This window comes from Hyella patelloides LEGE 07179 (genome assembly GCF_900659865.1).
In the GTDB taxonomy this organism is placed as follows: domain Bacteria; phylum Cyanobacteriota; class Cyanobacteriia; order Cyanobacteriales; family Xenococcaceae; genus Hyella; species Hyella patelloides.
In genome coordinates this window covers 1-23,951 of sequence record NZ_LR213787.1, presented here as the reverse complement: position 1 = coordinate 23,951, position 23,951 = coordinate 1, and the positions used below count along the sequence as shown (strand labels likewise).

Sequence of the window (23,951 nt, the reverse complement as noted above, 5' to 3'; positions counted from 1 at the left end):
TCGCTTTTTATCGGGCGCGGTGTCCGATATCTCTACGGTAGTACATTTTATCAAAACTAATTTGGGCAACTGCGGGATAAACTTTTGCGATCGCCTCTTGAAAGTTATTTCCTAATGCTGTAATGCCTAAGACTCTTCCACCATTGGTAACTAATCGATCGCCTTCTAGTTTTGTTCCTGCATGAAAAACGATTGCATCGTTGACAGTCTCTAATCTGGCGATCGCTTTCCCTTTTTCGTAAGCATCGGGATAACCCCCCGCAGCAGCGACGACACAGACTGCACTACCTGATTTCCATTGAATATTTACGTTAGCTAATTCTTGATTTACGCAAGCCAGCATTAACTCATCTAAGGGAGTATCCAATAAAGGTAAAACTGCTTGAGTTTCAGGATCGCCAAAACGACAGTTAAATTCTACTACTTTGGGTTCACCATCAGGAGTAATCATTAATCCTGCATAGAGAATTCCCCGATAGTCAATACCCCGTTGATTAAAAGTGGCAATGGTGGGCTGCAACACTTCGGTTTCGATGCGCTGCATAATCTCAGGAGTAACTAAAGGTGCAGGTGCATAAGCTCCCATTCCCCCTGTATTCTTTCCTGTATCTCCTTCTCCAATGCGTTTGTGATCTTGGGCTGGTAATAAAGGAATAATAGTTTTACCATCGGCTAAAGCAAGTACAGAAGCTTCTTCTCCTACTAAAAACTCTTCAATGACCAAAGTGTTAAAACCCTGTCCAAACAATTCTTCCACTGCGTTTAGGGCTTCCTGTTTAGTCATTGCCACAATAACCCCTTTACCTGCTGCTAAACTGTCTGCTTTGACAACAATTGGCGCACCTTCTTTTTCTATATAAGCCTTTGCCTTTGCTGCATCAGTAAAAGTTGCAGATTTAGCTGTCGGGATACCCCCTTCTACCATTAAATCCTTTGCCCAAGACTTACTTGCTTCTACTTCTGCACCTGCTTTAACTGGGCCAAAAACCGCAATATCCTGTTGTTGTAAATAATCGGCAATACCCAAAGATAAAGGTACTTCTGGCCCTACTACAACTAGATCGAGATCGCGCTCTTTAACTGCTTCAGCAATCCCTGCAAAGTCATCTACTGCTAAAGACAAATTCTGACAGTTTTCTAATGTTGCGGTACCGCCATTACCAGGAGTACAAAAAACTTGTTCTACATTGGGTGATTTTAATAACGTCCAGGCGATCGCGTGTTCTCTACCACCGCTACCTACTACCAATACTTTCATGATCTTTTCCTTCTTAACTTGCCAGATTGCATTTTCTCAGAAAAAGGGGTCTTGCACAGTTTTGGTGAAACCAAGAACAGGCGATCGCTACTGCTTAAACAAGACATAAATATCTATTCTCCAATAACATCTTCATTGCCATCACTCCTGTATGTTAGCCAATCTGCGAACACCTTCTGTCAGTTGTAGCTCAGTAAGATTAGAGTAGCCAAAAATAAACTCCTTTGTCGTAGTAGCCTGAAGATAATAAGGTTTGAGACTAATCATCCCTACTCCTACTTTATAAGCAGATTTGATAATCTCGTCCTCACTAAGTTTAGTATGGAGTCGTACAATTAAATGAATTCCTGCATTTTCGCCTAAAATTGTGGCTCGTTCTCCCAAATAGTTATTAATAGCTTCTACTAAAACTTGACGACGGCGATCATAAAAACGACGTATGCGCCGAATATGCCTTTCAAAATGTCCCTCAGTAATAAAATCCGTCAAAGCATATTGTTCCAATAAAGGAGTAAAGCGATCGCCCAACCATCTAGCCTGACACACAATCGGTACTAATGTACGGCATATCTATCAACTGTAATGCTCCAAAAATCGGCTTCGGTTGCTGCCATAGTCAGCTTAACAACCGCCTTAGGTTTCTCTAGTGGTGCTTTGTTTACCAATGGCGTTTTGTTATTCGATGATTCTTTAGTTCCCTTTAGTTACTGGGTAGTCTTTGGCTTACTTTTAGGCTGTATTGGTTTGAGTATTCAATTATCAGAACAACCTACGTCCAAAGATAAATTAGTTCGCTTACCTAGCTTTCCCAAAGGAACTATCTCCGCAGGAATAGCGATCGCCCTGGCTTAGTCTTTAGCGGGAATTGTCGGCATCATTCTGCCAGAACAGTTAGAACAATATGGTTTGCCCAATTGGTCGGGCGCGATGCTGTTTATCTTCGTAATTTCTGGAGTTTTAATTCAGTCTTTTGCTCGTAAATTAGCAGCAAAGCGATCGCAAAAACTTGGTTCTATTTTATTGGTTATTGGCTATCTTACCTTTACCTGTGGGGCGTGGCTCAATGTTTTGGCTTTAGTAATTGCAGGAGTTGCGATCGCTGGTACGGCTTGCTACGGATTTACTTATTTGGGTGGATTGGCTCAAGTAGTAAAGATTGCAGATTCGCAGTCAGCAAGAGTGACATCGGGATATTTTGTCTGTGCTTATCTCGGCTATGGTTTGCCCGTAGTTTTGATTGGGTTTCTCGCTGAAAATTTAGGTACAATCGCTACCTTATTTGGTTTTGGGGCAATTTTAACCATTAGCAACATTTTACTTATACTTAACTATCAAAATGAAAAAGATTCTCCATCTCGATTCCAGTCCTAGAGGCGGTCTGGCTCTGCCAGCACTGCGTGGTCTGCGAAGCAGGCGCTGCGCGATCGCTCTCTATCTCGTTCCTTAACGAGTGAGTTTAAGCGTATTTGGCAGGAAACCTATCCTAAAGATAAAATTACCTATCGCGATTTAGGACATAATCCCGTTCCCTTTGTTGATGAAGCGTGGATTGCAGCAGCATTTAGTCAAGCAGGACAGCTAACGCCAGAATTAAAGTCGGCAATAGAGATTTCTGACAAATTGATTGATGAGTTTCTGGCTGCCCAAGTCTGCGTGTTTGGTATTCCCATGTATAACTACGGTGTACCTGCTAACTTTAAAGCCTACATCGACCAGATTGTCAGAGTAGGACGTACTTTTGCCGTTACAGCTAATGGCTATGAAGGCTTGGTTACAGACGACAAAAAAATATTGGTTATCACAACTAGAGGCGGTAGTTACAAAAATAGCCCTCTTGATTTTCAAGAACCATACTTGAAAGCTATTTTTGAACTTATTGGCGTTACCGATGTAAGTTTTATCCACGCTGAGAATTTAGCGATGGGAGACGAAGCGCGTCAGCAGTCTTTGAGTCAAGCTCGTCAAGTGATACAACAATTCATTGCTACATTTGCTGCTAGCTAAAAAGTTTTTATAACCAGAAAAAATAACTATGGTTGCGCGATTCACAGTCGCGTCAGGATTTCTATGTCTCAAAATAGGCAATTGCTAATTTTTATCTGTCTAATAATTTCTAGTATTAATGGCATATCTGCGGTCAATGCTCAAACATTTCCCGTTTCTCAAGTTCCTTATCCATCAGTCTCAAAACTCAAAGACGTTGCCCCTTCAGATTGGGCTTATGAAGCAGTTCAACTTTTAATCGATCGCTATGGCATAGTGACAGGGTATTCAGATAATACCTTTAAAGGAAACCAGTCTCTAACTCGTTATGAATTTGCAGCAGCGTTAAATGAAGTACTTCAGCGAGTTGAAGAATCAATAGCTCAGAAAAAAACATCCGTCTCTAGTGAAGACTTAGCTACATTACAAAGACTAAAGCAAGAATTTAACGCTGAGTTAGTTACTTTAGAGAGTCGTGTTAATGAGTTGAAAACTAGGACTAATTTTTTAGAAGCAAATTTTTCTTTTTAGAATAATTTTCCGCCAACAAAATTATTAATATTCAATCTACATAGCAATATCTTTCATTAATGAAGCTAAACTGGCAGCCAGAAGAATTAATTGAACACTGCACACTTATCTCTGCTGAATTAGACTTACTAACTAAGAAAACGGCGATTAATCGCCTGGGAATAGCTTTGTTACTCAAATATTTCCAGTATGAAGGTCATTTCCCTACATCTAAAGCCGAAATTTCCCGTGATGCTATTCGTTTAGCAGTTACATATCGATTGCTAATATGGGAAAGATGACGCAGTGTAACAGTGGAGAATTAATTCCGATCGTAGATGGTCAGAAAACACTTTATCAAGTAGGTGAGTGGTATCATGTACCAGCGCAAGCTACTCATGTAGCGCGTTATGATAAAACCACTTTTCAGATTGAATTTTGGTTCTACTTAAAGTAGTTAAAGTGACATCCTTATAACGCTATCACTATACTTTTTTAGTCTGGCTTTTACCAAATAATCCATTGGGCTTCAAAGTTAGAGCTAAAATCACCAAAGCAAAACCAATAATTTCTCGGTAGCTACCGCCTAAATATCCTGCTGCTAAAGATTCTCCAATGCCATACAGGATTCCTGCGATCGCAATTCCCCAAGGACTACTCAACCCGCCAATAATCGCCGTGGCAAAGGCTTTTAATCCTAGGAGCGTACCCATACCAGCAGAAACATTGTAGATTGGTGCAATGAGAATACCCGCAACTCCCGCTAAAACTGTAGAAAGAGCATAAGCAAAAGCGATCGCTCCTTCCACGTTAATGCCCATAATTTTAGCAGCGTCAGGATTTTCACTCGCAGCGAGAAAAGCTTTACCCCAAAGGGTATGGGTAAAAGTAAAACGAATGGCAAAAGCGATCGCTATACCAATAAGAGGTGTCAGTAATTCGAGGGGAAAAACCCCAAAGCCTAAAATATTTATCGGTGTTTGAGCCAAAGGTGAAGGATAACCCCGTACTTCTTTGCCAAATATTACCATTGCCAGGTTTTCAGCAATAATACCTACGGCAATAGTAGTTAGTAACCAGGAACTTGAACCATCCACAGCAAACGGACGTACTGCTAATCTTTCGACAATTAAGCCAAAAACAGCACACACTATTAAAGATAAAGGAATAGCGATCGCAATATGCCAACCGTAAGTAATATTAAGTGAATAACAAACAACTGCCCCCAACATCACTGAAGCACCCTGGGAAAAATTCATCGTATTAGAGACGGAATAGGTAATCTGCAATCCCAAAGCAACCAAACCATAAACGCTGCCGATAGCAATACCAGAAACAATAAATTGTTGTAACATAAATCCATACTGCAAAACAATCTTATCTTAATAGGAAAACCTGCGATCAAACCAATTGTGTTGCAAACAAGCTAAAAAAGTATTGCTATAAAATGTAATCAATAGTTATTTCTTCTGACAACTGGCTGAAAAATCTTCTGATTGCGGGATCGATGAATGGTTATTTTTTTGACTACATAAATACTCCAACAGCAAGCGTTAGAACCAGCGATCGCGCCAATTACTTATCTGTTTGTAGGAAAAGCCAAAAGTGAAGGTCTTCGCGAGAATTTTTCCAACTTTATCAAAGAAGGAGCAGCTTTTGAAGTAGGAGTTTAGGAGGTAAATAGCGATCGCAGTATTCCTTTGTATTTATCAGTTAATTATATTTATCTGACAAAATCGGAATCAAATCTGATTGACATCAAAATTCAAGATCGATCGTATAGAATCATGAGACCGAAAAAACGAAATAGTTTAAAAAAGTAGCCTTAAATCATGCTTGAAAATAAAGATATTAGTCAAACTCCTTTCGCAGAAGTCTCAACAGGAAGACTTAGTTTTCCTGCTCCTCATTTTATTGAAATTGATGGACAATCAGTGTTACTGATTACTGGTAGATCGGAAGTTCCTTTATTGGTTGGAGATCAATTTATCACAGTTTTCTCTGGGGAGATTGAGTATTATCCTTTAGTAGAAGGAGAGTATGTAGAGGCGGAATTAGAGGAGAGTCCTTTACAGGACATCGAAAACGGTAGACGAATTGTCGATTTTACGGTGGCTGACTTTAATAACGATGACATAGACGACATCATTAACAGTATCAATTTAACAGAAAGCGATCGCGATCCTTTGGGAAGTGGCACAATTGAATATTATCAACTTAATAGTAACGGATTATATCAACCTTTAGCACCCAGTCCTTTTACAAATCTCAATCAAGAAGATGCTGGTCAGTTACAAACGGCTCTTGATGTCAATGGTGATGGGTTACTCGACTTAGTATTTGCTACCGTTGAAGGCGATTCCTCTACTATTTATCTCAACAATGGAGACACTTTTGAGCTTTCTACAGCAGAAGTCAATTTACCAGAAGGAATCGATCTTAGTAATCCTAGAGTTATTTACTCCGTAGATGGAGATAATGATGGCGATCCCGATCTGGTGGTAAAACAAGAAGATAACAGTCTAGCTTTTTTCCGCTATCAAGATGGTCAATATACAGCAGTCGCCGAATCAGAAAATCCTTTTGCGGGGGTGAATGTAGTTGAAACAAATCAATTAGCTTTTAGCGATACAGACGGAGACACAGATATTGATTTATTAGCTATTGAAGATAATGGGAATATTAGTTATTACGAGAATAGCTTAGAAGAAAATGACAATCCTCCTACTGAAGACGACGATCCTAACACTGATTCTTTATTAGACACCTCAATCAATCGTTTCCAAAATATGGATATCCCTGGTACTTATCTGTATGCTGGAGAATCAGAAAGTGAAGCTATTCGCGAAGATTTTCCTGATTTTACGGAAGAGGGATTAGCTTTTAAAGTTGCTGTCGAATCGGGAGAGGATTTAATTCCTTTATATCGTTTTCAAAGTAATACTACTCCTGGTACTTATCTGTATGCTGGAGAATCAGAGAGAATAAATATTAATGATAATTTTACTGAAGAGTTTACCGAAGAAGGATTAGCTTTTTATGTCTACGGAGCAGGTACAGGTCAAGGAAATACATTCTATCGCTTCCAGAACGAAAACAAACCAGGTACTTATCTATTTGCAGGAGAAGCCGAAAGAGAAAGCATCTTAGCTGATTTTCCTAACTTTATCGAAGAAGGCGCAGCTTTTGAAGTTGGGGTTTAGGATTGTGGTTTAGACTAAAAAAATGGTGATGTTGTTTTGAATTATTTTGGCTCAATTTACCGTTTTTCTATGGGGGAGAGTGAGCGGTTACAACCTAAAGTACGATAAACTGATAAACTGCAAACCCACTTTGCAACAAAACCGTACTCAACTGCTCATTCTCAAAGTCGCAGGAGAGCTAAACAATAGAGCTAAACAATAATGATGTCAGCCCCAGGGATAAAGTCACTATCATTGACAACATTTTCTAAAGTTGCAAACTGCTGACCATTAAAGCTTAAAGCACCTGTACTAGAATTAAAGTCAAACTGGTTAGTGGAGGTCGCCCCAAATCCACTACGAGATATTTCAACTAAATCATTTTCTCTCCACTGAAAATCAGCAATACTGTCGTTTCCTTCAGAAAGACTGTTAAACACAAAACGGTCGGCATTGGCTCCGCCTGTCAGCACATCATTGCCTTCACCACCAATTAAGCGATCATTGCCTCTACCACCAGTTAAGGTGTCATCTCCTCTATCTCCAATAAGAGTATCCCGATCATCTCCTCCTAATAAAGTATCGTTTCCCCATTCTCCCTGAACAGAATCATTTCCAGAACCTCCATCAATGAGATCGCCAATGCTATCGATAAAACCTGATGCGTCCGAATCTAAGATATCATTGCCACTCCCTCCAAGGAGAGTATCTGCACCACCTTGACCACGTAATTGGTCATTATCTTCCCCTCCATCAAGGCTATCATTGCCAAAGCCCCCATCTAAAAAATCGTTGCCGATGTCTCCAATAAGAGTATCTCGATCGTTGCCACCAAATAAGGTATCGTTCCCCCATTCTCCCCTTAGACTGTCATTACCAAAACCTCCATCGAGGCGATCTCCAATTCTATCGATAAAACCTGATGCGTCCGAATCTAAGCTATCATTGCCACTCCCTCCAAGGAGAGTATCTGCACCACCTTGAGCAAGTAAAAGGTCATTGCCTTCACCTCCATCAAGGCTCTCATTTCCATTGTCTCCCCGAAGAGTATCATTGCCATCGTCTCCCCGAAGAGTATCATTGCCAGCTTCAGCGAGAAGCGAATCATTACCAGATCCACCTAAAAGCCTATCATTACCTCCTCTGCCTTCAAGAGTATCATCGCCAGCTAATCCGTCGATCACATCAGCTATTGCTGTTCCGATTAACAGGTCATTATTTGGTGTTCCGTTGATATTAGCCATAATTTAAGTAAAGAGTGAATCAATATAGTTTCGTCATGAGCCAGTTAATATCGCTATCACTAAGTTCCTGTAAAAGAGTCTGACTCATGACAATTTTTCTATTTTAAGAGCTGATTTTAAACATACAATTTCAGCGTTAATTAACCACATACTTTTCTGTACGAAATACAGTTTAAATTTTTAGTAGTCCCGACAAAGAGCGTGGAGGTACAGAATTCATCGGTACTTTCAAAGGTAGGTGCAAGGATCAAATCTTGCCATTACAACTGAGTTGAAGTCAGATCGAGACTTGGAAGGTTATACCGTTTCTCAAAAAGAATAAGAGACTTAGTTTGAAGTCAAAAATGAAAAATTAAAAGCTATAATTCAAGAATAAAAAAGCTTTCAGAAACTAATTATTATAGTAAATAATTTGATTATGTATTTAGCTAGTTTTGAGAATTGGTATTAAAAAAAAGTGAGAGACTGAGAAGAGGAAAATATCTCAAGAAAAATACTTCCCCTAGTCGGTATATCAGCAGCAGTCGCCAAGTTTCTCAAATTATATGAAAAGTATTTCGTAAAGAAGCAGGATTCAAACCCATTAATCATTACATTAATGGGTTATTAATGATTCCCAACAAAATCCGACAAAGAATCCATAGCCAATTAGTATGGAATGAAGAAGATCGGATAAGCATTTGTATAACTTACTTTAATTAAGTCAAAGCTTATTGCTTCAGGAAAAATCTACAGAACTCGTTCTGTAGGCAATGATACTTTTATAGTATTCTCGATCTTAATTAAATCTCTTCTCATTTGGAAACCTTCCAAATCGTGTCTATTATCTTAGATGGTTCGTTCATTAGCTTTTGTTTTTAACCAGAACAATAACTTAATCATATAGAGTCTTAGTTCGTAGCAAATTGTGACTGTAAAAACTCAACCACACGCTGATACACTCTGTTTGTAGGATGTCCTGACTCGCTACTATATCCCAAGGTTAAAACAGCATGAGAACTCTGGGGAAGATTGTAAGGATTATTGGGTTGAGAATTAATCTCTATAGTTTCCAAAGCTGCGTTACGTTTCCAACATAGTTCCGCATTATCTTCTATTACTTCCGTTTCCTCTCCAAACTCTTTTCGCAGTGTTGTAAACTTATCGGGTGGACTGGTTTTATCCTCAGAAAACCGCAAAGCTAAGATAGGAACACCATTATTTGCCCTTGCTTGAGCAACTTCTAATTCTGCGGGAGAAACTCCTAAAGCTGCTTTGTGAGCAGAGGTAATTCCAAACGGAAGAGAAGGCTGACTGGCAACAGAGGCAATTACCGAATCATCTGCCATTAGCGATAAAACGAATCCACCAGTGAGACACATCCCAATTACTCCAACACCTTGTCCTCCACATTCCTGTTTAGCTTGTCTGCAAAGTGCTTTCAGCCAGTCGGTTATGGGACTAGATTTATTTTGAGCAAAACAATAAAATTCCTGGCTAATACAAATTCGAGCCGTGTATTGCAACATTTTTGGGACAGAAAGAGGTTTATCTGGTTCTCCAAATAGCAACGGCATATAAACTGTAAAATTCTCAGCTAGCCGTCTGGCTAAGTCAACACATTCAGGAATCATTCCTGGTAATTCGTGCATCAAAATAACAGCAGCACCACTACCTTTCTTATATACTAGGCGTTTTGATGAACTATTCTCAGTAAAGTAGAATGTGCTGAAGTCTTCCATAAAACTAACGGAATCAAGTTTTATTACTTTTCCTCAGATTAATAGAGTTTTGGTTGATATACAACCCGTTACCACTTGTTCGGTTTACACCTATTTATCCTATCAAGTGGAATAATATCCCGTCAGGCGGGTACATAGTTTGGTTATTTGCTTGTTATCCTAAGCAGTTTCTATATGCTCCATCGACTAATATTAGGGACGCAATCACTGACATTAAAATTTGCTGCCAAATCAACATCTTGTTCAAAACCTCTCTCAATAAGTTCTTTACCCGAACCACACTGCTTTATTAGAGGTTCTAAAGTTTTGTGAATGCCTCGATATGCTGTAACCGCTAATTGTGCTTCTGGTGACAAACTACCTTCTAAATAACTGATAATCGCTCCTGCTCCTATAAAATCCTCAAATGAGGGACGAAGACTTCGATCGCTCCATTGCTCTCCTGCTGGTATTACAGTAATTTTTCGTCCATAGTTCATAGCAGCTAAAGCCACTGCTTTACAGTTTCTCAAGCATCCCGTCAAAATTGGTACTGTTGTTGTTGCCAAGCTCAAAGATGAACCGTTAGGCGAGGGAAGCACCAATCGAGTTCCCTGAGTAATTGACATTAATGAAGCTGGAGATAGGGAATAGCCACTACTACCGCGTTTTTCTGCTAGTCTTGCTCCCACAGAACGAGCGTATGCTTTGGCAGAGTCATCTTTCCACTGATAGGGAAAAACGATCGCACCTCGGCTATTAGCAATTTCAATGCAAGTCGAAAATGAGAGAACATCGACTACTATCATGACATCACTTGCTGGAGCTAACTGGACAACACCTTGCTTACCCCATTCGCACCGTACTTCAAAATCAGTTTGCTGAAAGTTCATATTAATTGGTTGTCACAGGATTCTGATTAGCTTTTGGCTTCGACGGGAACAATTTTGTTGTCCTCCCAACGCACCATAATATAATCATCCTCGGTTAAAGCATCGTAGTTGTCGGCGGTAAAGGGATTATCGTAAGTTTTAATCAATCCCTCATATTGAGGTAAATTGAGCAAGGCTTCTCGAATTTCTGCCCCTTCCGTTGTGCCTGCGGTATCGATCGCCATTTTGGTCAGCATTAGAGCATCATAGGCATTGGCAGTACCTACGGGAGCAAGTATTTCACTGGGGTCTTTTAGCTGAAATTTTTCGTCTAATTTGTTGAGAACTTTTTGACCGACTTCTGATTGTGTGTCAAAAAAGCTGTAGGTTTGCACGAACTCTACTTTACCAGCAATATCTCCTGCTAATTCAGGAAAACGTCCCCCAGAAATTCCCCAATGAGAGACAATCGGTACATCCCAATTAATTCGAGTGAGCGATCTCATGACTTGAGCAGCAGGAGCAGCATTCGCAACTAGCATCAAAGCTTCAGCACCAGAGTTTTTGAGCCTTGTTAGCTGTGCTGTTACATCGGTATCTTCTTCATTAAATTTCTCAATACCAGTAATCTCAAGATCGTATTCACCTGCCCATTCTTCAAATCCTTGTTGGTTGGATTCTCCCCAAGGGTTATTAATCAGCATTAACCCCACTTTACTGACATTGTAGGTTTCTCTGGCATATCGCAGTAAAAATTTATCGACTATATTGTCATTAGCGGAAACACGAAAGGCATAGTTAGGGTCAAAATCATTACGAGTAATACCTGTAGCTGCTGCCCAAACTCCCATATAAGGTGTTTCTAGTTCGTGAAAGACAGGTAGCATTGCCAACGATACAGGAGAATCAAGTCCGCCAAAAACTACGGCTGCATTCTCTTGTTCGATTAATTCTCTCGCAGCAGCAACTCCTTTAGCAGGATTTGATTCATCATCGCGACGAATTAATTCTAAAGGTCTTCCGCCTAATACTCCTCCTGCTTCGTTTACTTTCTCAATTGCAACAGATAGACCGCGAGTAATTGCTTCTCCTGATAGAGCGGATTTGCCAGTTAAAGCAGCTACTAAGCCTAGTTTGACTGGTTCAGTGGAGTCTGCTTGACCGACAATATCTGGTGCAGAATCGGTGGGGGAAGTTTCTGTTTCAGCAGCTTGCTCGTTTGATGCACAGCTAGCCAACTGAGAAATAGCTATACCCGTAGCGAAATAGCCAACTCCTTTTAATAAACCACGTCTACTAATATTATTTTGTTTACCAGTCATTATTTGTACTTGCTCCAATAATTATTATGCTCGCTTTGAAACGAATATTTCCGATACTGTGCCTGGGATCATTGTTTCCTTCTTAGGATAAATAGCATATTGTGTCGTCAAAATGGTTAAATAATCAAAAATATTGTAATGTTTGTGACTACAATGAGTCTTAAAATTGTCAACGCCACTTTACCAGATCGAGCAGGTTTTTGGAATATAGAGATCGCTAATGGTTATATAACTGAAATTGCTGTGGCTGATTCTACCATCAAAGAAACCGATCGGACACTTGATGCTCAGGGAAAGTTACTAATTCCTGGGCTAGTAGATGCTCATATTCATCTTGATAAAGCTTTATTATTGGATCGCGATCCTGCTATAGAAGGAACTTTTGCCGAAGCATTGCAAAAAACGCTTCAAGCCAAACAAGAGTATACCTTAGCTGACATTCAAACCAGAGCCAGAACTATCATTGAAAAAGCGATCGCTTTTGGCACTACTGCTATGCGAACTCATGTAGAAGTTGACCCCATTCTTCAGCTTAAATCTCTGGAAGCTTTACTACCTCTGAAAGAAAAATATGCTTGGGGGATTACTTTGCAGCTAGCGGTTTTTGCTCAAGAAGGAATTACCAATCAGCCTGGGACAGCAAGTTTACTCAGAAAAGCAATGTCAATGGGAGGGGATGTAATTGGTTCTGCTCCCTATGTCGATCCCAATCCCGAAGAGAATATTCGCCTTATTTTTGAGATCGCTCAAGAATTTAACTGCGATATTGATTTTCACCTTGATTTTCTCGATGATGATGCACCTTTATTGCTACCAGTGGTCATTGAAGAAACCCTAAAACACAACTGGCAAAATCGAGTATGTCTGGGACACATGACTAAGTTAGCGGGCTTGACTCCAAAAGAATTGGCTGCTTTAATTCCCTCGCTCAAAGAAGCTGGGATCGCTATTTTAGCTCTACCTGCTACCGATCTTTATATGATGGCACGACAAGATACCCATAACGTCAGAAGAGGCGTAGCACCTGTTCATCAGCTAGCAGAATCGGGAATTAAAGTAGGAATAGCCACTAACAATGTGCAGAATTTGTTTACCCCTTTCGGTGATGGAGATGTGTTAAAAATTTGTACCTTACTAGCTCAAGTATTGCAATTAGGAACAACTGCTAGTCACCAACTTTGTTTGGAAATGGCAACATCTAGAGCAGCACAGGCAATTGGGATTAATAACTATGGAATTGAGGTGGGAAAAGTTGCCGATTTGGTTTTACTGGAAGCTAATTCTGTTTCCTCCGCAATTGGGACTGCACCCTTGAATAGAACCACAATTAAAAGAGGACAAATAGTTGCCCAAAGTCACTGTGCAGTAGGCTTAAAAGAAAATGTCAGATTTTAATAACACATTTTGAGATTGGTCATGAGCTTCAGTTCAGAAGAACTCAACGCAGCTCGTCAACGTCTATTTGATAAACAATCTATTTTTAGAAATCCTTCTTTTTGCGATCGCTATAATTTTTGATTCTCTCTTGAAAGCCAACCAGCTTGTTGATTTGGCAGTTCTTTTAAAGTAACACAGGCGATCGGTATTAATAACTATGGAATTGAGACGAGAAAAGTTGCCGATTTGGTTTTACTAGAGGCTAATTCTGTTTCTGCTGCAATTGGTGTTGCACCCTTAAAGAAAACCACCATTAAACGGGGGCAAATAGTTGCTCAAAGTAACTATTCAAGAAAATGTCAAGAAAATGTCAAATTACGGTTGTGTTTTTAGGATGTGTACGCAATAATACTGTGGTTAAAGAGAGGTTTCTTAATGAGATTCAGAACCGTTAGTCTTGAAACTCATGAGATTCTGTGTCGAATTCTGAAAATATGTTGAATAAAGTACGAACTTTGTGGCTCAACCCCTCTATATTGCTCCTAGCCATTTTGATAGCAGCAGGATATGCAGGCAATTATTTGAGTTTTCCTTTTGGATTTGGAGTTGATTTTTTATTTGGCAGTATTACCGTTTTGATAGTAGTTAGACTGTATGGAATTTGGTGGGGAACTGTTGCCTCATTGATTGCTGGTTCTTACACAATTGCACTGTGGCAACATCCCTATGCTCTAATTATTTTTACCTGTGAAACATTATTTGTTGCTTGGAGATTGCGCCGAGGAAATCAAAATTTATTACTGATAGACATGATTTTCTGGTTGTTAATTGGTATGCCGTTGGTTTGGTTATTTTATGGCGGTATCCTTCAAGTTGGAGCAATTACCACCTTAATTATTGTGGTCAAACAGGCAGTAAATGGAATTTTTGATGCTTTGGTTGCTAGTTTATTACTGACCTATAAGCCACTTTATCGCTGGGGAAATTTCTCTTTAAGAAATGCTAACTTTTCCTTTGAGCAGATTTTACTTAACCTTTTGGTAGCTTTTGTTCTGATACCTGCTCTAATGCTCATGTTCGTTAGTAATCGAGTTGCTATGAAACACGAACAAAATACACTGATTGCAACTTTAGATACTTCCGCTCAAAATATGTCAGCCTATCTGCTTCGATGGCATCAGTCTGGTTTAGAAGCTTTAAGCCGTTTGGCAGAAACAAGTAGCGAAACTCAAATTGTGATTTCAGGACAAACACAACAGAGCATCGAACTAGCGATTGGAAGTCTACCACTTTTTCGACAGATATATATTATTAATGCTGATTTAGAAGTAATTGCAGCAGCGTCTAGTTCCAATGAGTTCGATCGTAGTGACTATCTGGATTTTTCTCAGTTAGATATTCCTAGAAACCCTCAAATATTTATAATACCAGACTTAACAGAAGAGACTGATGCTTCCTCAAAGACAAAAATTCTCCAAACCTTACCAATTATTCTCGATAATCGCTGGTTAGGAAACATAATAGCAGAGTTAGATATAGACTTTATCGGGCAGTTATTACAAACAGAAACCTACACCGTACCTTTAAAAAGTACCTTATTCGATGAAAACCAGCTTATCATTGCCAGCACTCATAACGAATTAGATGCTCAACAAGTCTTAAATCGTTCTCAAACTGGAGAAATTAATTATGTAGAATCAGATGGTGAAGATCGAGAAATTTATCATTGGTTACCAATTGTAGAAGGAAAACCTCTAATAGGTCGTTGGAAAGAATCTTTTTATGGAAGAAACCTCTTAATTGATGAAGAGATCATTCCTTTAAATTTAATTATGGAAGCTCCTGCTGCTCCTTATATTGAATATTTGCAATTACTCTACATTAGAAGTCTTACTATGTTGCTGCTGATTGCTTTTGGCTCTATTTTAACTGCGAAATTTTTCAGTCGTCTTTTAGTTAAGCCAATTCTAAATTTGGCTAAATTTACAACTAATGTTCCTGATAAACTCATTCAGCTTGAAGCTATTGAACTGCCGAGAAGCTTTGTCCAAGAGATGAATGTTTTGGCTAATAACTTTGAGGAGATGTCTCATACAATAGAACAAAATATTCAGCAGACTCAACAAACTAACCAAGAGTTAAAAAAAGCCAAGGAAACGGCGGAAGTAGCTAACCAAACTAAAGCTCAATTTTTAGCGAATATTAGCCATGAATTGAAAACACCCCTCAATAGTATTATTGGTTATAGCAAACTGATTCAAAAGAATTTAGCTAATTCCCATTCACCAACCGAAGATCGCTTTAATGTTATCCAAGGGATAGAAATTATTAATCAAAGTGGTAAATATCTTTTGTCTTTGATTGATGAAATTCTCGACTTTTCTAAAGTACAAGCCAATAAAACACGATTATATCCTTCTGTAATCAATATTGCGACTTTTATGGAAGAGATAGTGAAGATTAATGCAACAAAAGCAGCAACTAAAAATATTGCGTTTAAATATCAAACTTCAGGTGATTTACCAACTAATATTTATACTGATGAGATCAGGCTCAAGCAAATACTATTCAATCTAATTGATAACGCTATAAAATATACCAATAAGGGAAAAGTAACCTTAAAAATTAGTCAAATCGATTGTGTTTCCACAACTGATAGCTATCCTCAAGATCGAGTATGTTTGCGTTTTGCTGTTATTGATACAGGAGTGGGAATTGCTCGCCAAAATTTAACGAAAATTTTTCAACCTTTTGAACAAATTAATACATTGGCAAGTAGAAGATTTGGTACAGGCTTGGGTCTGACAATTTGCCAACAGCTAGTAGAATTAATGCAAGGAAAACTTGAGGTTCAAAGCAGATTGAATGAAGGTTCTGTATTTTGGTTTGATGCAGTTTTTCCTAAGACAAAAGTAGATTCAGAAATTTCGTCAGAACCAATTGGAGAAATTGTTGGGTATCAAGGTAAACGAAAGACGATTTTAATAATAGACGATATAAGAGCCAGCCGTCTTTTACTTACCGATATACTTAAACCTTTGTTGTTTAAAATCATTATTGCCCAAAATGGAGAGCAGGGATTAGAATTAGCTCTGAAACATAAGCCCGATTTAATCGTAACCGATTTATTTATGCCATTTAAAACTGGCTTTACTTTAGTTGCAGAGCTTCGGAAGATCGAGGACTTTGCACAAGCACCAATGATTGCTATCTCAGCTAGCGATTTTGAAGAAGTAGAACAGCAAAGTAAAGCTATGGGTTGTGATGATTTTTTGACTAAACCAATTGATGATGAAAAGCTACTCCATTTAATCGGAAAATATTTAAACTTAAAGTGGATATATAGATAATTAATTTTGAGACAGTTTTAAAGCTATATTAGGTTGTTATTTTATCCCCTAACCCCTCAATCAACTCAATTTTCTGACCTAGAAAAGATGCTACAAAATCGATAAAAGTGCGAATGCGAGTAACGTATCTTAAATCTTCGTGAGTCAAAATCCACAACTCTTTTTCTAATTCAGGAATTGGGTTACTGACGCGATTAAGATGAGGATCGCTATCTCCTAGATAGCACGATAATAAGGCTAATCCTGCATTTTCTTTGACTGCTGCTAGTATACCCATACAAGTATTGAATCGATAGTGAAATTTGACATCTGGAACAGTGTGCTTTAACCAACGGGCAGTTGCTGAATCAATTACACTTTCGTCAAAACCAACCCAGTCATGCTGGTTTAACTCACTTAAATTAGGGTGAATTCTAAGATATTCTTTTGAGCCGTAAATCGCAATAGCAACACTAGAAACTTTTCGCCCTACTAATGTTTCTAAAGGTTGCGTCGTCGTGCGAACTGCTATATCAGCATCTCGCTTGGTGAGATTTAACACATCTTTGGAAATTAAGACTTCTAGCTCTATTCTAGGATATTCTAGCCGAAATTTCGCCAAACAGGGAGCTAAAAGCTTAACTAATAAAGCATCAGCCATTGTAACTCTAATTGTGCCACTAGGACGCATATCCTGTCCGCTAATACGTCGATTTAAAGCAGAAATATCAGCTTCAATGCGTTCTGCTGCCTGACAAAAATCTTCCCCTGCCTCCGTCATCACATAGCCACTGGGCAATCTTTCAAACAGTCGTACGCCAAGATTTTTTTCTAAAGTATTCAATCGTCGAAACACAGTCGATTGATGCAGGTTAAGTTTAGTTGAAGCTTCAGCTACATTTCCCGCATCAGCGATCGCTTTTACATATCTCAGATCGTTCCAATCCATATTCGCAAATTTGCAATTTTATCTCGCACTAATACCTATATTACTCGCAAAATTAAGAGTGATAATAAATATAACTAAAGTTTTTTGAAAATAGGAAACTGCAAAATGACTGAATTACGAGGAAAAAATGCCTTTGTTACTGGTGGTACTAGAGGAATTGGGGCAGCAATTGCTCAAAAAATGGCAGAGGAAGGAGCAAACGTGGCTTTTACTTATTATAAATCTCAAGATGAAGCTCAGGCTATAGTTCAAGAGATTGAAGCTAAAGGTGTCAAAGGATTAGCAATTCCAGCTGATGCGATGCGAGCAGAAAATGTGGTGCAAGCCATTCAGAAAGCTGTATCAGTATTTGGAGCTATTGATATCTTGATAAATAGTGCGGGAATCTTTGAGCTTAAGTCAATTACCGAAAGCACTTTAGAAGATTACGAAAGAACTGAAAGCGTCAATGTGAAAGCCGTTTTTGCTGCCACAATGGAAGCGGTAAAATCTATGCCAGGCGGAGGACGCATTATTACTATTGGTAGCGTTAATGCTGATTTGATGCCGTTTCCTGGTTGCTCGCTGTACGCGATGAGCAAGGCTGCTGTAAAAATGATGACACAAAGCTGGGCGCGAGATTTAGGCGATCGCAAAATTACGGCTAATGTTATTCAGCCAGGTCCCATTAATACAGACATGAATCCTGCTGATGGTCCTTTTGGAGAAGCCCTAACAGCGATGACTGCGATTAAACGATATGGCAAATCAGAAGAAGTTGCCGAACTAGCTGCTTTTCTTGCTAGTCCCAAAGCCTCTAATATTACTGGCTCTGCTATTAATATTGATGGCGGGATGACTATTTAGTAGACATTAAGCCGAAGTAGAAACGCTCTTAAGCGATCGCCCATAACTGAATCTAAACCAATGACAATTATTGAAAAACAATCATGCCTAATGTCAAACAATCTAACAGAAGCTTGCTAACGCTCAAAACAGCAACTCAAGTAAATCTCAATAACAAGGAAATTAAACAAATTCGCGATCGTCTTGCCCAATGGCAACAATTGTTTGCCCCTGGAGATAATTTATATACCCTTGATGGTTATGAGAATCTTTTCTGGCAAAATCATCATGAGTTATTAATTTATGATAATTATGCAGAGAAAGACACTCGCTGGACAGGATTCAATCGCTACCGTGAAATCTGGGAGCATGAAATTAACAAAAACTTTCCTGGCTTTACTATGTATCGTATTGAGGTTGACCGTATCGAAGCTAATGGCGATATTGCTTGGAGTGCTTGTACCTGGTGGGGAAGCGTGATTAAAGCTGGTAAAACGCTTTATACGGCACAACACGCAACCCACATCTGGAAAAAGAATCAAGGTCAATGGCAGATCGTACATGAACATCTCACCAGTGGCATCAAGGAAAATGGTCAAGAATCTCATCGTTCCCAAGAAGATATAGATCTCGATGACCAAACACTTCACCACCAAAGAGCATGAGGGTTGGTGGAGATTACTATAATCTCAGGCATAGTTACCAAAAGCGATCGCGATCCTTGACAAATCCCTCTTTAAATAACCGCTTCAATTCTGGTGCGGTTAACACTTTGGCTTGCCCATTTCCGAATACTTTCATCGGAAAATTGCCTCAAAAAACAGGCGATTCAACATAAATGTGATTATGTTTGAAAAACTGTGAGACGAAAACTATTGGCAATTTGCACAAACTATTGGAAGGCTTAATATTTCTGTTCTACCAAAATATCCCCATTTATGAAACCTCTATCAATTCCAGACATTTCTTTGAAAGTTCATCTGCCATTGACACAGATTCGACATCAACACAGACAAATCCAAGACGTTCAACCTCCTCCCTCATGCGTTTGTTGTAGAGTAGGGTGCGGTTCAGAAACTTTTGAATTAGATACTTTTCATCCTCACCTACATTATCAAAATTACTCGCACTCAAGATTCGGTTTCGGAAAAGTCGATCGCTAGCTGTAAGCCAAATTGCTTTAACACCATTTTTGCTAACTAAATTTGCTACAAATCTAGGCCATAACGCAGAGCCTTCAAGTATGAAGCATTCTGTTGATAAATCAGATGCATGAGTTTGAACAATAGCCTCGACTTGTGGCAACACATTTTTCTCATAGTGCGACAATACATCTAAAAAAAGAGTATCAACAGATAGAGTTCTATAATGTTCTGCTACGTGTTCTTTAATGACCTTGGCATTTGCATTCATCCAAGGACGACCAGGATGCCGAGCGAGACTATCCGTAGAAAGATAACTCCAGCCCAGTTTTTCAGCCAAAGATCTGCTGAGGGTCGATTTGCCTGCATGAGAAGAGCCACCAATGAGAATCACTTTTGTTTCATCGATCGATTTATCCATAAACTTTTTCTGTTTGTCATAAATCCTGTAAACTAATTTGGATGTAAGTTTCCTAAATAAGAATCAATAATTCTAGAATCTCGACTCAACTCTTCTGGTGTACCAGCTTAAATAATTTTTCCTGTTTCTAGCACGTAGAGGTGGTGGGCAACCGAAAAGGCTAATTGAGCCATTTGGTCTACCAATAAGATTGAAATACCTTCATCACATAGGGATGCCAAGGTTTCATAGAGAGATGCCACTAATTGTGGTAATAATCCCAGAGAAGGCTCATCTAAAAGCACAATTTGCAGTCTAGCCATCAAACCAAGAGCGATCGCTGCTAGAATTGCAGGACTATTAAGCGATCGCCTATTAGAACCAGCTATGCAGTCACAAAGTATTTTAAGTTATTTATTTGCACCTATTTTTGGTACTGACACAGGTGCAGGAATAGCACTGTTGTATGTAATGATTGCGACCGCTATGTTGTTAGTTGGTGTTGTTGGCTATAAACTACCTCAACTGCATCCAATAGAAAATATGAAATCGGAATAATCAAGGCGATCGTTCTCATTACCTTAAGAATCTCATTGGGTAGGCACAATTCAGTTTTAAACTTTAGCTAAATCAGAAAAGCGAATTTTTAAATAATCCTCTTCCATTTTTGCCCCAGTAGGATTAAGAGCAGCTAGAGCTTGTGGTAAGACTAAATTACGACGGTGATTACCAATTCTGACATTTAATTCATCACCAGTTTTATTTAGTTGAATTTGCTCTTTAGGAATGCCTGGTAGATATAATTCTAGACTGTAATGATCTTTTCCTTGAATAATATTGATGGTATTTTCTTTGTAATAAACTTGGCTGGGGTCTTCATCGCCATAAAGAATTTCTTTTAACTTTTCTAAAGCGGATAAACCACACATTTCTTCGGAAAACAAAGGAGCTTCTTTAATAGGCAAAGGATGGAAATTATCGTAAATCTCTTGCTTATAAACGTTTTGATTAGCCTTCCAACGCTCAAAGAAAGGGTCGTTTACTGTATCAGGAATAATTCTATTAGCAACCACCATATCTGTTGCTACATTATACAAACTCAAATAGGCATGAGCGCGTAAAGACTCTTTAATAACCATCTTTTCAGGATTCATAACCAAACGCACCGAAGTCTCAGTATTATCAGTTAAAACCTTCTCTAAAGCCTCAATCTGCTCGTAAAATTCGTAGGGTGCATCCATCACTTCATTATCAGGAAGAGAAAACCCCGCAATGGGTCTAAAGATTGGCTCTACTATAGGACGCAACGCAGCAGACATTCCCTGAAACGGCTTGTAAAAACGTCTCATATACCAACCACCCACTTCGGGAAGACTCAACAGACGTAAAGCAGTCCCCGTAGGAGCAGAATCAATAATTAGAACATCAAAATCCCCTTCATCATAATGGCGTTTCATTCTCACCAAGCCGAAGATTTCGTCCATCCCTGGCAAAATCGCTAGCTCTTCAGCTTGAACTCCTTCCAAACCCCTAGCTTGTAAAACCTGAGTAATGTAACGCTTAACTGCACCCCAATTACCCTCTAACTCCATCAAAGCATCCAGTTCTGCACCCCAAAGATTAGGACGCACCTGCTTGGGTTCATGTCCCAATTCCAGATCAAAGCTGTCTGCTAAAGAATGAGCAGGGTCGGTACTTAAAACCAAAGTTTTATGACCAAGTTCGGCACAACGAAGACCAGTTGCAGCAGCTACAGAGGTTTTGCCAACGCCTCCTTTACCAGTCATGAGAATTACGCGCATAAAGGGAATTTATCCTAAGCTTAAAAAAATTTACATTACTTAAACTATTATAAGGATTTCCCGCAAAAACCCGTACTCTATTCTTCTGTAAACTTCTATTAATATTAAATCAAAGATTAATTAGCTGACAAAACTGCCGTTTTATGTATAATTATATAGGCTTGTTGATACGAATATTTTTCATACAGCGTATTTTCAAGACGTTTAGAAAATCTTAACCAATTGGGTACGTAGCTCAGGGGATAGAGCAACCGCCTTCTAAGCGGTCGGCCGTAGGTTCAAATCCTACCGTACCCGTAAGACTTCCTGCCTTCTTGAAAGGTGGTTTCACTATCTACTTGTCGATTGCCAAATTAAATGTCACCGTTGCTAAATTAGTGTCGTCTTGACAAATTATTTGTCATTATTGACTAGCTTTCTACGCTTGTTTTATTTGCGAAGAAAGATTTTTAAAAATAAACTTAAACACTCTCATCTTGTTTCTTTTTTCTAGTTCACCTAATCTTGAGATGCATACCTTAATTGAAGGGTACGGCAAGATTTGCTTTCATTTAATTTATTGAATAATAAAAAATCCTTCTTGCTCGAAGGTGATTCAGTAACCACTACTATGGTAAACCCATACCCTTATTGCTGGGAGCGCACCTTATTCCTATCTCTCGATAGCAGCATCAGGGCGAGCAGTTATTAGGGTCAGAAAGCAAGATTATTTTTGACAATAACCAAACTAACCCACATTTTTCGTAGTACAGAGGTTCGATAAAACATGAATTACGGCGCGATTAATATTTGAACATTTGAGTTATTAAATATTTGTTTTAGTAAAGTCGTGCTTAAAGCCTAATTTTCAATCCATCTCATTGAGCGAAATTGATTGTGACAGTTGGTTACTTCCTTCAACTGCAATAGCAGTTAGACGTAACTCCAGTGATGAATGTTGATTCGATATTGTTTGGCATATTCTTTTTGTCCTTTTTCGCAGCCAGGAATTTTGACTTCTGCTTTGGCTTTAATTTCACTTTGAACTATTTCTGTTATATCTTCGATTTGAGGAACAGCGATCGCACTTACCTGAGATTGTTTGGCTAATTCGACAATTGCTTTAGCGATTAATCGATCTACATATTCTCCCAAATTAGATTCACCCTTTTGATTATCGGCAGAAAGTTTTTGGGCTTTGTGTCGAAAGTGGGATAAAGTTTGTTTTTGTTGTCTTTGGCGGTTGAGCAATCTGTAATCTTTGCCTAATAGTTGTTTGATATTACGTAACATAATTACTTTTTCTTCATCTCCATCAACAATTGCAACTGTAGCTGGTTTTTCTAATCCCATTGCTACGCCAAGAATTATATTGTCTTTACCTCGATAAAGCTTTCGACTGGGACGAGGAAAAGGATGATGTAATTTAGCTAATGTAGCGTGTTTCTTTTGAACAAAGGCTTGCTGATTTGTCGTCAATTCGCCTTTCTCTTTCATACTAATGATAGTTTTCAGTAGTTTGTCTTTTTTCTCTTCTCTAGCTAATTGCGTTCCTTCAGTAGACCAAAAACGAGTGTCTACAGTGCAGAATAAAACTAAGCGATTCGCATTCCAAGGTTCGCCTTGATTTTTTTTCTTATCTTCTTTCCAAGCTAGTTGTGCCGATCGCAAGGTAAATAAGCCACTAGAATAGCTATTTTTTCCTTCCTTCTTGATTTGTTGGTCTTCTAAGAAGCGTTGAAACCAATGTAGCTGTCGGCGATCGCAATATATCGGAAAAGTATGCTTACTCAAGCCATTGAAGCGTAAACAAAGACGACCTTTTTCATTTTTATGCCATTTCAAATCTTCATTGGTTTCATAAGTAGGCGTTGATGATTGAAGTAATGACGCATAAAATATTACTGTTCGTAGCTTTAGGCTCTAAGACGGGGCGTATCCCCATTCGAGGACAATGTAAACTTTTGAGGAGACCTCAAAAGACAGCCCCTCCTCTAAGCTCTAAGCTTTTGAGAACTTTTTATTCGCTCCTGCAAGTTAACTAAATAGAGTTGAAGCATTACATATTCAGCAACGC

At 38.9% G+C, this 23,951-nt stretch carries 24 protein-coding genes, 1 tRNA gene and 1 pseudogene; 14 read left to right on the top strand and 12 right to left on the bottom strand.

Going from position 1 to position 23,951, the window contains the following annotated elements; all coding sequences use genetic code 11:
- Positions 1-7 precede the first annotated feature (7 nt).
- Together purD and H1P_RS05695 are read right to left on the bottom strand one after the other, a co-directional pair.
- Positions 8-1,258: a phosphoribosylamine--glycine ligase gene (gene purD, locus H1P_RS05700; protein WP_144865009.1), complete on the bottom strand. Its 1,251-nt coding sequence runs from the start codon at positions 1,256-1,258 to the stop codon at positions 8-10.
- A gap of 141 nt (positions 1,259-1,399) precedes the next feature.
- Complete coding sequence (locus tag H1P_RS05695) at positions 1,400-1,804, bottom strand: aminotransferase-like domain-containing protein (RefSeq protein ID WP_144865007.1); 405 nt, start codon at positions 1,802-1,804, stop codon at positions 1,400-1,402.
- A gap of 36 nt (positions 1,805-1,840) precedes the next feature.
- Between H1P_RS05695 and H1P_RS05690 the strand changes: the two genes are divergently transcribed.
- From H1P_RS05690 to H1P_RS35800, 6 genes and pseudogenes are all read left to right on the top strand, one after another.
- Complete coding sequence (locus H1P_RS05690; protein WP_144865005.1) at positions 1,841-2,110, top strand: hypothetical protein; 270 nt, start codon at positions 1,841-1,843, stop codon at positions 2,108-2,110.
- 54 nt (positions 2,111-2,164) lie between these two features.
- Complete coding sequence (locus H1P_RS05685) at positions 2,165-2,629, top strand: hypothetical protein (protein WP_144865003.1); 465 nt, start codon at positions 2,165-2,167, stop codon at positions 2,627-2,629.
- Positions 2,595-3,262 (top strand): annotated as a pseudogene (locus tag H1P_RS05680) (FMN-dependent NADH-azoreductase). The gene H1P_RS05685 and the pseudogene H1P_RS05680 overlap by 35 nt, the downstream one beginning before the upstream one ends.
- A gap of 63 nt (positions 3,263-3,325) precedes the next feature.
- Positions 3,326-3,772, top strand: a complete 447-nt coding sequence (locus H1P_RS05675) for an iron uptake porin (RefSeq protein WP_144865001.1) — start codon at positions 3,326-3,328, stop codon at positions 3,770-3,772.
- 59 nt (positions 3,773-3,831) lie between these two features.
- Positions 3,832-4,053, top strand: a complete 222-nt coding sequence (locus H1P_RS05670; RefSeq protein WP_222426945.1) for a DUF4158 domain-containing protein — start codon at positions 3,832-3,834, stop codon at positions 4,051-4,053.
- Complete coding sequence (locus tag H1P_RS35800; protein WP_186375854.1) at positions 4,050-4,208, top strand: hypothetical protein; 159 nt, start codon at positions 4,050-4,052, stop codon at positions 4,206-4,208. The genes H1P_RS05670 and H1P_RS35800 overlap by 4 nt, the downstream gene beginning before the upstream one ends.
- 28 nt (positions 4,209-4,236) lie before the next feature.
- Here H1P_RS35800 and H1P_RS05665 read toward each other — a convergent pair whose 3' ends face one another.
- Positions 4,237-5,106, bottom strand: coding sequence for a branched-chain amino acid ABC transporter permease (locus H1P_RS05665; RefSeq protein ID WP_144864999.1), 870 nt, complete (start codon positions 5,104-5,106; stop codon positions 4,237-4,239).
- Between the two features lie 477 nt (positions 5,107-5,583).
- Between H1P_RS05665 and H1P_RS05660 the strand changes: the two genes are divergently transcribed.
- A complete protein-coding gene (locus H1P_RS05660) occupies positions 5,584-6,954 on the top strand; it encodes an FG-GAP repeat domain-containing protein (protein ID WP_144864997.1) in 1,371 nt (456 codons plus the stop codon).
- A gap of 191 nt (positions 6,955-7,145) precedes the next feature.
- Here the strand turns inward: H1P_RS05660 and H1P_RS05655 are convergent, their stop codons facing one another.
- The 4 genes from H1P_RS05655 to H1P_RS05640 form a co-directional block, all read right to left on the bottom strand.
- Positions 7,146-8,177: a calcium-binding protein gene (locus H1P_RS05655; protein WP_144864995.1), complete on the bottom strand. Its 1,032-nt coding sequence runs from the start codon at positions 8,175-8,177 to the stop codon at positions 7,146-7,148.
- 890 nt (positions 8,178-9,067) lie between these two features.
- Complete coding sequence (locus H1P_RS05650) at positions 9,068-9,898, bottom strand: dienelactone hydrolase family protein (protein ID WP_144864993.1); 831 nt, start codon at positions 9,896-9,898, stop codon at positions 9,068-9,070.
- 170 nt (positions 9,899-10,068) lie between these two features.
- Entirely contained in the window at positions 10,069-10,770 is a 702-nt protein-coding gene (locus H1P_RS05645) for a 2-phosphosulfolactate phosphatase (RefSeq protein WP_144864991.1), read from the bottom strand.
- A 26-nt stretch (positions 10,771-10,796) separates the two neighbouring features.
- A complete protein-coding gene (locus tag H1P_RS05640; protein ID WP_144864989.1) occupies positions 10,797-12,071 on the bottom strand; it encodes an ABC transporter substrate-binding protein in 1,275 nt (424 codons plus the stop codon).
- Between the two features lie 138 nt (positions 12,072-12,209).
- Here H1P_RS05640 and H1P_RS05635 point away from each other — a divergent pair, with 138 nt between their 5' ends.
- From H1P_RS05635 to H1P_RS05630, 3 genes are all read left to right on the top strand, one after another.
- A complete protein-coding gene (locus tag H1P_RS05635; RefSeq protein WP_246141479.1) occupies positions 12,210-13,466 on the top strand; it encodes an amidohydrolase family protein in 1,257 nt (418 codons plus the stop codon).
- 228 nt (positions 13,467-13,694) lie between these two features.
- On the top strand, positions 13,695-13,841 hold the full coding sequence (locus tag H1P_RS35795; RefSeq protein WP_186375853.1) for a hypothetical protein: 147 nt from the start codon (positions 13,695-13,697) through the stop codon (positions 13,839-13,841).
- 101 nt (positions 13,842-13,942) lie between these two features.
- Positions 13,943-16,798, top strand: coding sequence for a hybrid sensor histidine kinase/response regulator (locus tag H1P_RS05630; protein ID WP_144864987.1), 2,856 nt, complete (start codon positions 13,943-13,945; stop codon positions 16,796-16,798).
- 28 nt (positions 16,799-16,826) lie between these two features.
- On the opposite strand, the gene H1P_RS05625 is transcribed toward H1P_RS05630, so the two are convergent.
- Positions 16,827-17,726 (bottom strand): LysR family transcriptional regulator, encoded by a 900-nt coding sequence (locus H1P_RS05625; RefSeq protein ID WP_144864985.1) that lies wholly within the window; start codon positions 17,724-17,726, stop codon positions 16,827-16,829.
- A gap of 105 nt (positions 17,727-17,831) precedes the next feature.
- Here H1P_RS05625 and H1P_RS05620 point away from each other — a divergent pair, with 105 nt between their 5' ends.
- Complete coding sequence (locus H1P_RS05620) at positions 17,832-18,572, top strand: SDR family NAD(P)-dependent oxidoreductase (RefSeq protein ID WP_144864983.1); 741 nt, start codon at positions 17,832-17,834, stop codon at positions 18,570-18,572.
- An 83-nt stretch (positions 18,573-18,655) separates the two neighbouring features.
- Positions 18,656-19,216, top strand: coding sequence for a YybH family protein (locus H1P_RS05615; protein WP_144864981.1), 561 nt, complete (start codon positions 18,656-18,658; stop codon positions 19,214-19,216).
- A 271-nt stretch (positions 19,217-19,487) separates the two neighbouring features.
- Here the strand turns inward: H1P_RS05615 and H1P_RS05605 are convergent, their stop codons facing one another.
- Positions 19,488-20,114, bottom strand: coding sequence for a (d)CMP kinase (locus tag H1P_RS05605; protein WP_144864979.1), 627 nt, complete (start codon positions 20,112-20,114; stop codon positions 19,488-19,490).
- 107 nt (positions 20,115-20,221) lie between these two features.
- Positions 20,222-20,416, bottom strand: a complete 195-nt coding sequence (locus H1P_RS05600; RefSeq protein WP_222426944.1) for an ATP-binding cassette domain-containing protein — start codon at positions 20,414-20,416, stop codon at positions 20,222-20,224.
- A 64-nt stretch (positions 20,417-20,480) separates the two neighbouring features.
- Here H1P_RS05600 and H1P_RS05595 point away from each other — a divergent pair, with 64 nt between their 5' ends.
- Positions 20,481-20,651 (top strand): hypothetical protein, encoded by a 171-nt coding sequence (locus H1P_RS05595; protein WP_186375852.1) that lies wholly within the window; start codon positions 20,481-20,483, stop codon positions 20,649-20,651.
- 56 nt (positions 20,652-20,707) lie between these two features.
- Here H1P_RS05595 and H1P_RS05590 read toward each other — a convergent pair whose 3' ends face one another.
- Entirely contained in the window at positions 20,708-21,895 is a 1,188-nt protein-coding gene (locus H1P_RS05590) for a TRC40/GET3/ArsA family transport-energizing ATPase (protein WP_144864977.1), read from the bottom strand.
- Between the two features lie 224 nt (positions 21,896-22,119).
- Here H1P_RS05590 and H1P_RS05585 point away from each other — a divergent pair.
- A tRNA-Arg gene (locus H1P_RS05585) sits at positions 22,120-22,192 on the top strand.
- Between the two features lie 615 nt (positions 22,193-22,807).
- Here the strand turns inward: H1P_RS05585 and cas12k are convergent.
- Positions 22,808-23,776: a type V CRISPR-associated protein Cas12k gene (gene cas12k, locus H1P_RS05580; protein WP_281291097.1), complete on the bottom strand. Its 969-nt coding sequence runs from the start codon at positions 23,774-23,776 to the stop codon at positions 22,808-22,810.
- Positions 23,777-23,951: the final 175 nt, after the last annotated feature.

Coding starts and splice junctions, on each gene's coding strand:
- H1P_RS05640 (WP_144864989.1), bottom strand. CDS start 12,071: ATGACTGGTAAACAAAATAATATTAGTAGACGTGGTTTATTAAAAGGA.
- H1P_RS05690 (WP_144865005.1), top strand. CDS start 1,841: ATGCTCCAAAAATCGGCTTCGGTTGCTGCCATAGTCAGCTTAACAACC.
- H1P_RS05605 (WP_144864979.1), bottom strand. CDS start 20,114: ATGGATAAATCGATCGATGAAACAAAAGTGATTCTCATTGGTGGCTCT.
- H1P_RS05635 (WP_246141479.1), top strand. CDS start 12,210: ATGTTTGTGACTACAATGAGTCTTAAAATTGTCAACGCCACTTTACCA.
- H1P_RS05650 (WP_144864993.1), bottom strand. CDS start 9,898: ATGGAAGACTTCAGCACATTCTACTTTACTGAGAATAGTTCATCAAAA.
- H1P_RS05625 (WP_144864985.1), bottom strand. CDS start 17,726: ATGGATTGGAACGATCTGAGATATGTAAAAGCGATCGCTGATGCGGGA.
- H1P_RS05615 (WP_144864981.1), top strand. CDS start 18,656: ATGCCTAATGTCAAACAATCTAACAGAAGCTTGCTAACGCTCAAAACA.
- H1P_RS05670 (WP_222426945.1), top strand. CDS start 3,832: ATGAAGCTAAACTGGCAGCCAGAAGAATTAATTGAACACTGCACACTT.
- H1P_RS05645 (WP_144864991.1), bottom strand. CDS start 10,770: ATGAACTTTCAGCAAACTGATTTTGAAGTACGGTGCGAATGGGGTAAG.
- H1P_RS05660 (WP_144864997.1), top strand. CDS start 5,584: ATGCTTGAAAATAAAGATATTAGTCAAACTCCTTTCGCAGAAGTCTCA.
- H1P_RS05590 (WP_144864977.1), bottom strand. CDS start 21,895: ATGCGCGTAATTCTCATGACTGGTAAAGGAGGCGTTGGCAAAACCTCT.
- H1P_RS05595 (WP_186375852.1), top strand. CDS start 20,481: ATGCAGTCACAAAGTATTTTAAGTTATTTATTTGCACCTATTTTTGGT.
- H1P_RS05675 (WP_144865001.1), top strand. CDS start 3,326: ATGTCTCAAAATAGGCAATTGCTAATTTTTATCTGTCTAATAATTTCT.
- H1P_RS05620 (WP_144864983.1), top strand. CDS start 17,832: ATGACTGAATTACGAGGAAAAAATGCCTTTGTTACTGGTGGTACTAGA.
- H1P_RS05600 (WP_222426944.1), bottom strand. CDS start 20,416: ATGGCTAGACTGCAAATTGTGCTTTTAGATGAGCCTTCTCTGGGATTA.
- H1P_RS05665 (WP_144864999.1), bottom strand. CDS start 5,106: ATGTTACAACAATTTATTGTTTCTGGTATTGCTATCGGCAGCGTTTAT.
- H1P_RS35800 (WP_186375854.1), top strand. CDS start 4,050: ATGACGCAGTGTAACAGTGGAGAATTAATTCCGATCGTAGATGGTCAG.
- H1P_RS05630 (WP_144864987.1), top strand. CDS start 13,943: ATGTTGAATAAAGTACGAACTTTGTGGCTCAACCCCTCTATATTGCTC.
- H1P_RS05655 (WP_144864995.1), bottom strand. CDS start 8,177: ATGGCTAATATCAACGGAACACCAAATAATGACCTGTTAATCGGAACA.
- purD (WP_144865009.1), bottom strand. CDS start 1,258: ATGAAAGTATTGGTAGTAGGTAGCGGTGGTAGAGAACACGCGATCGCC.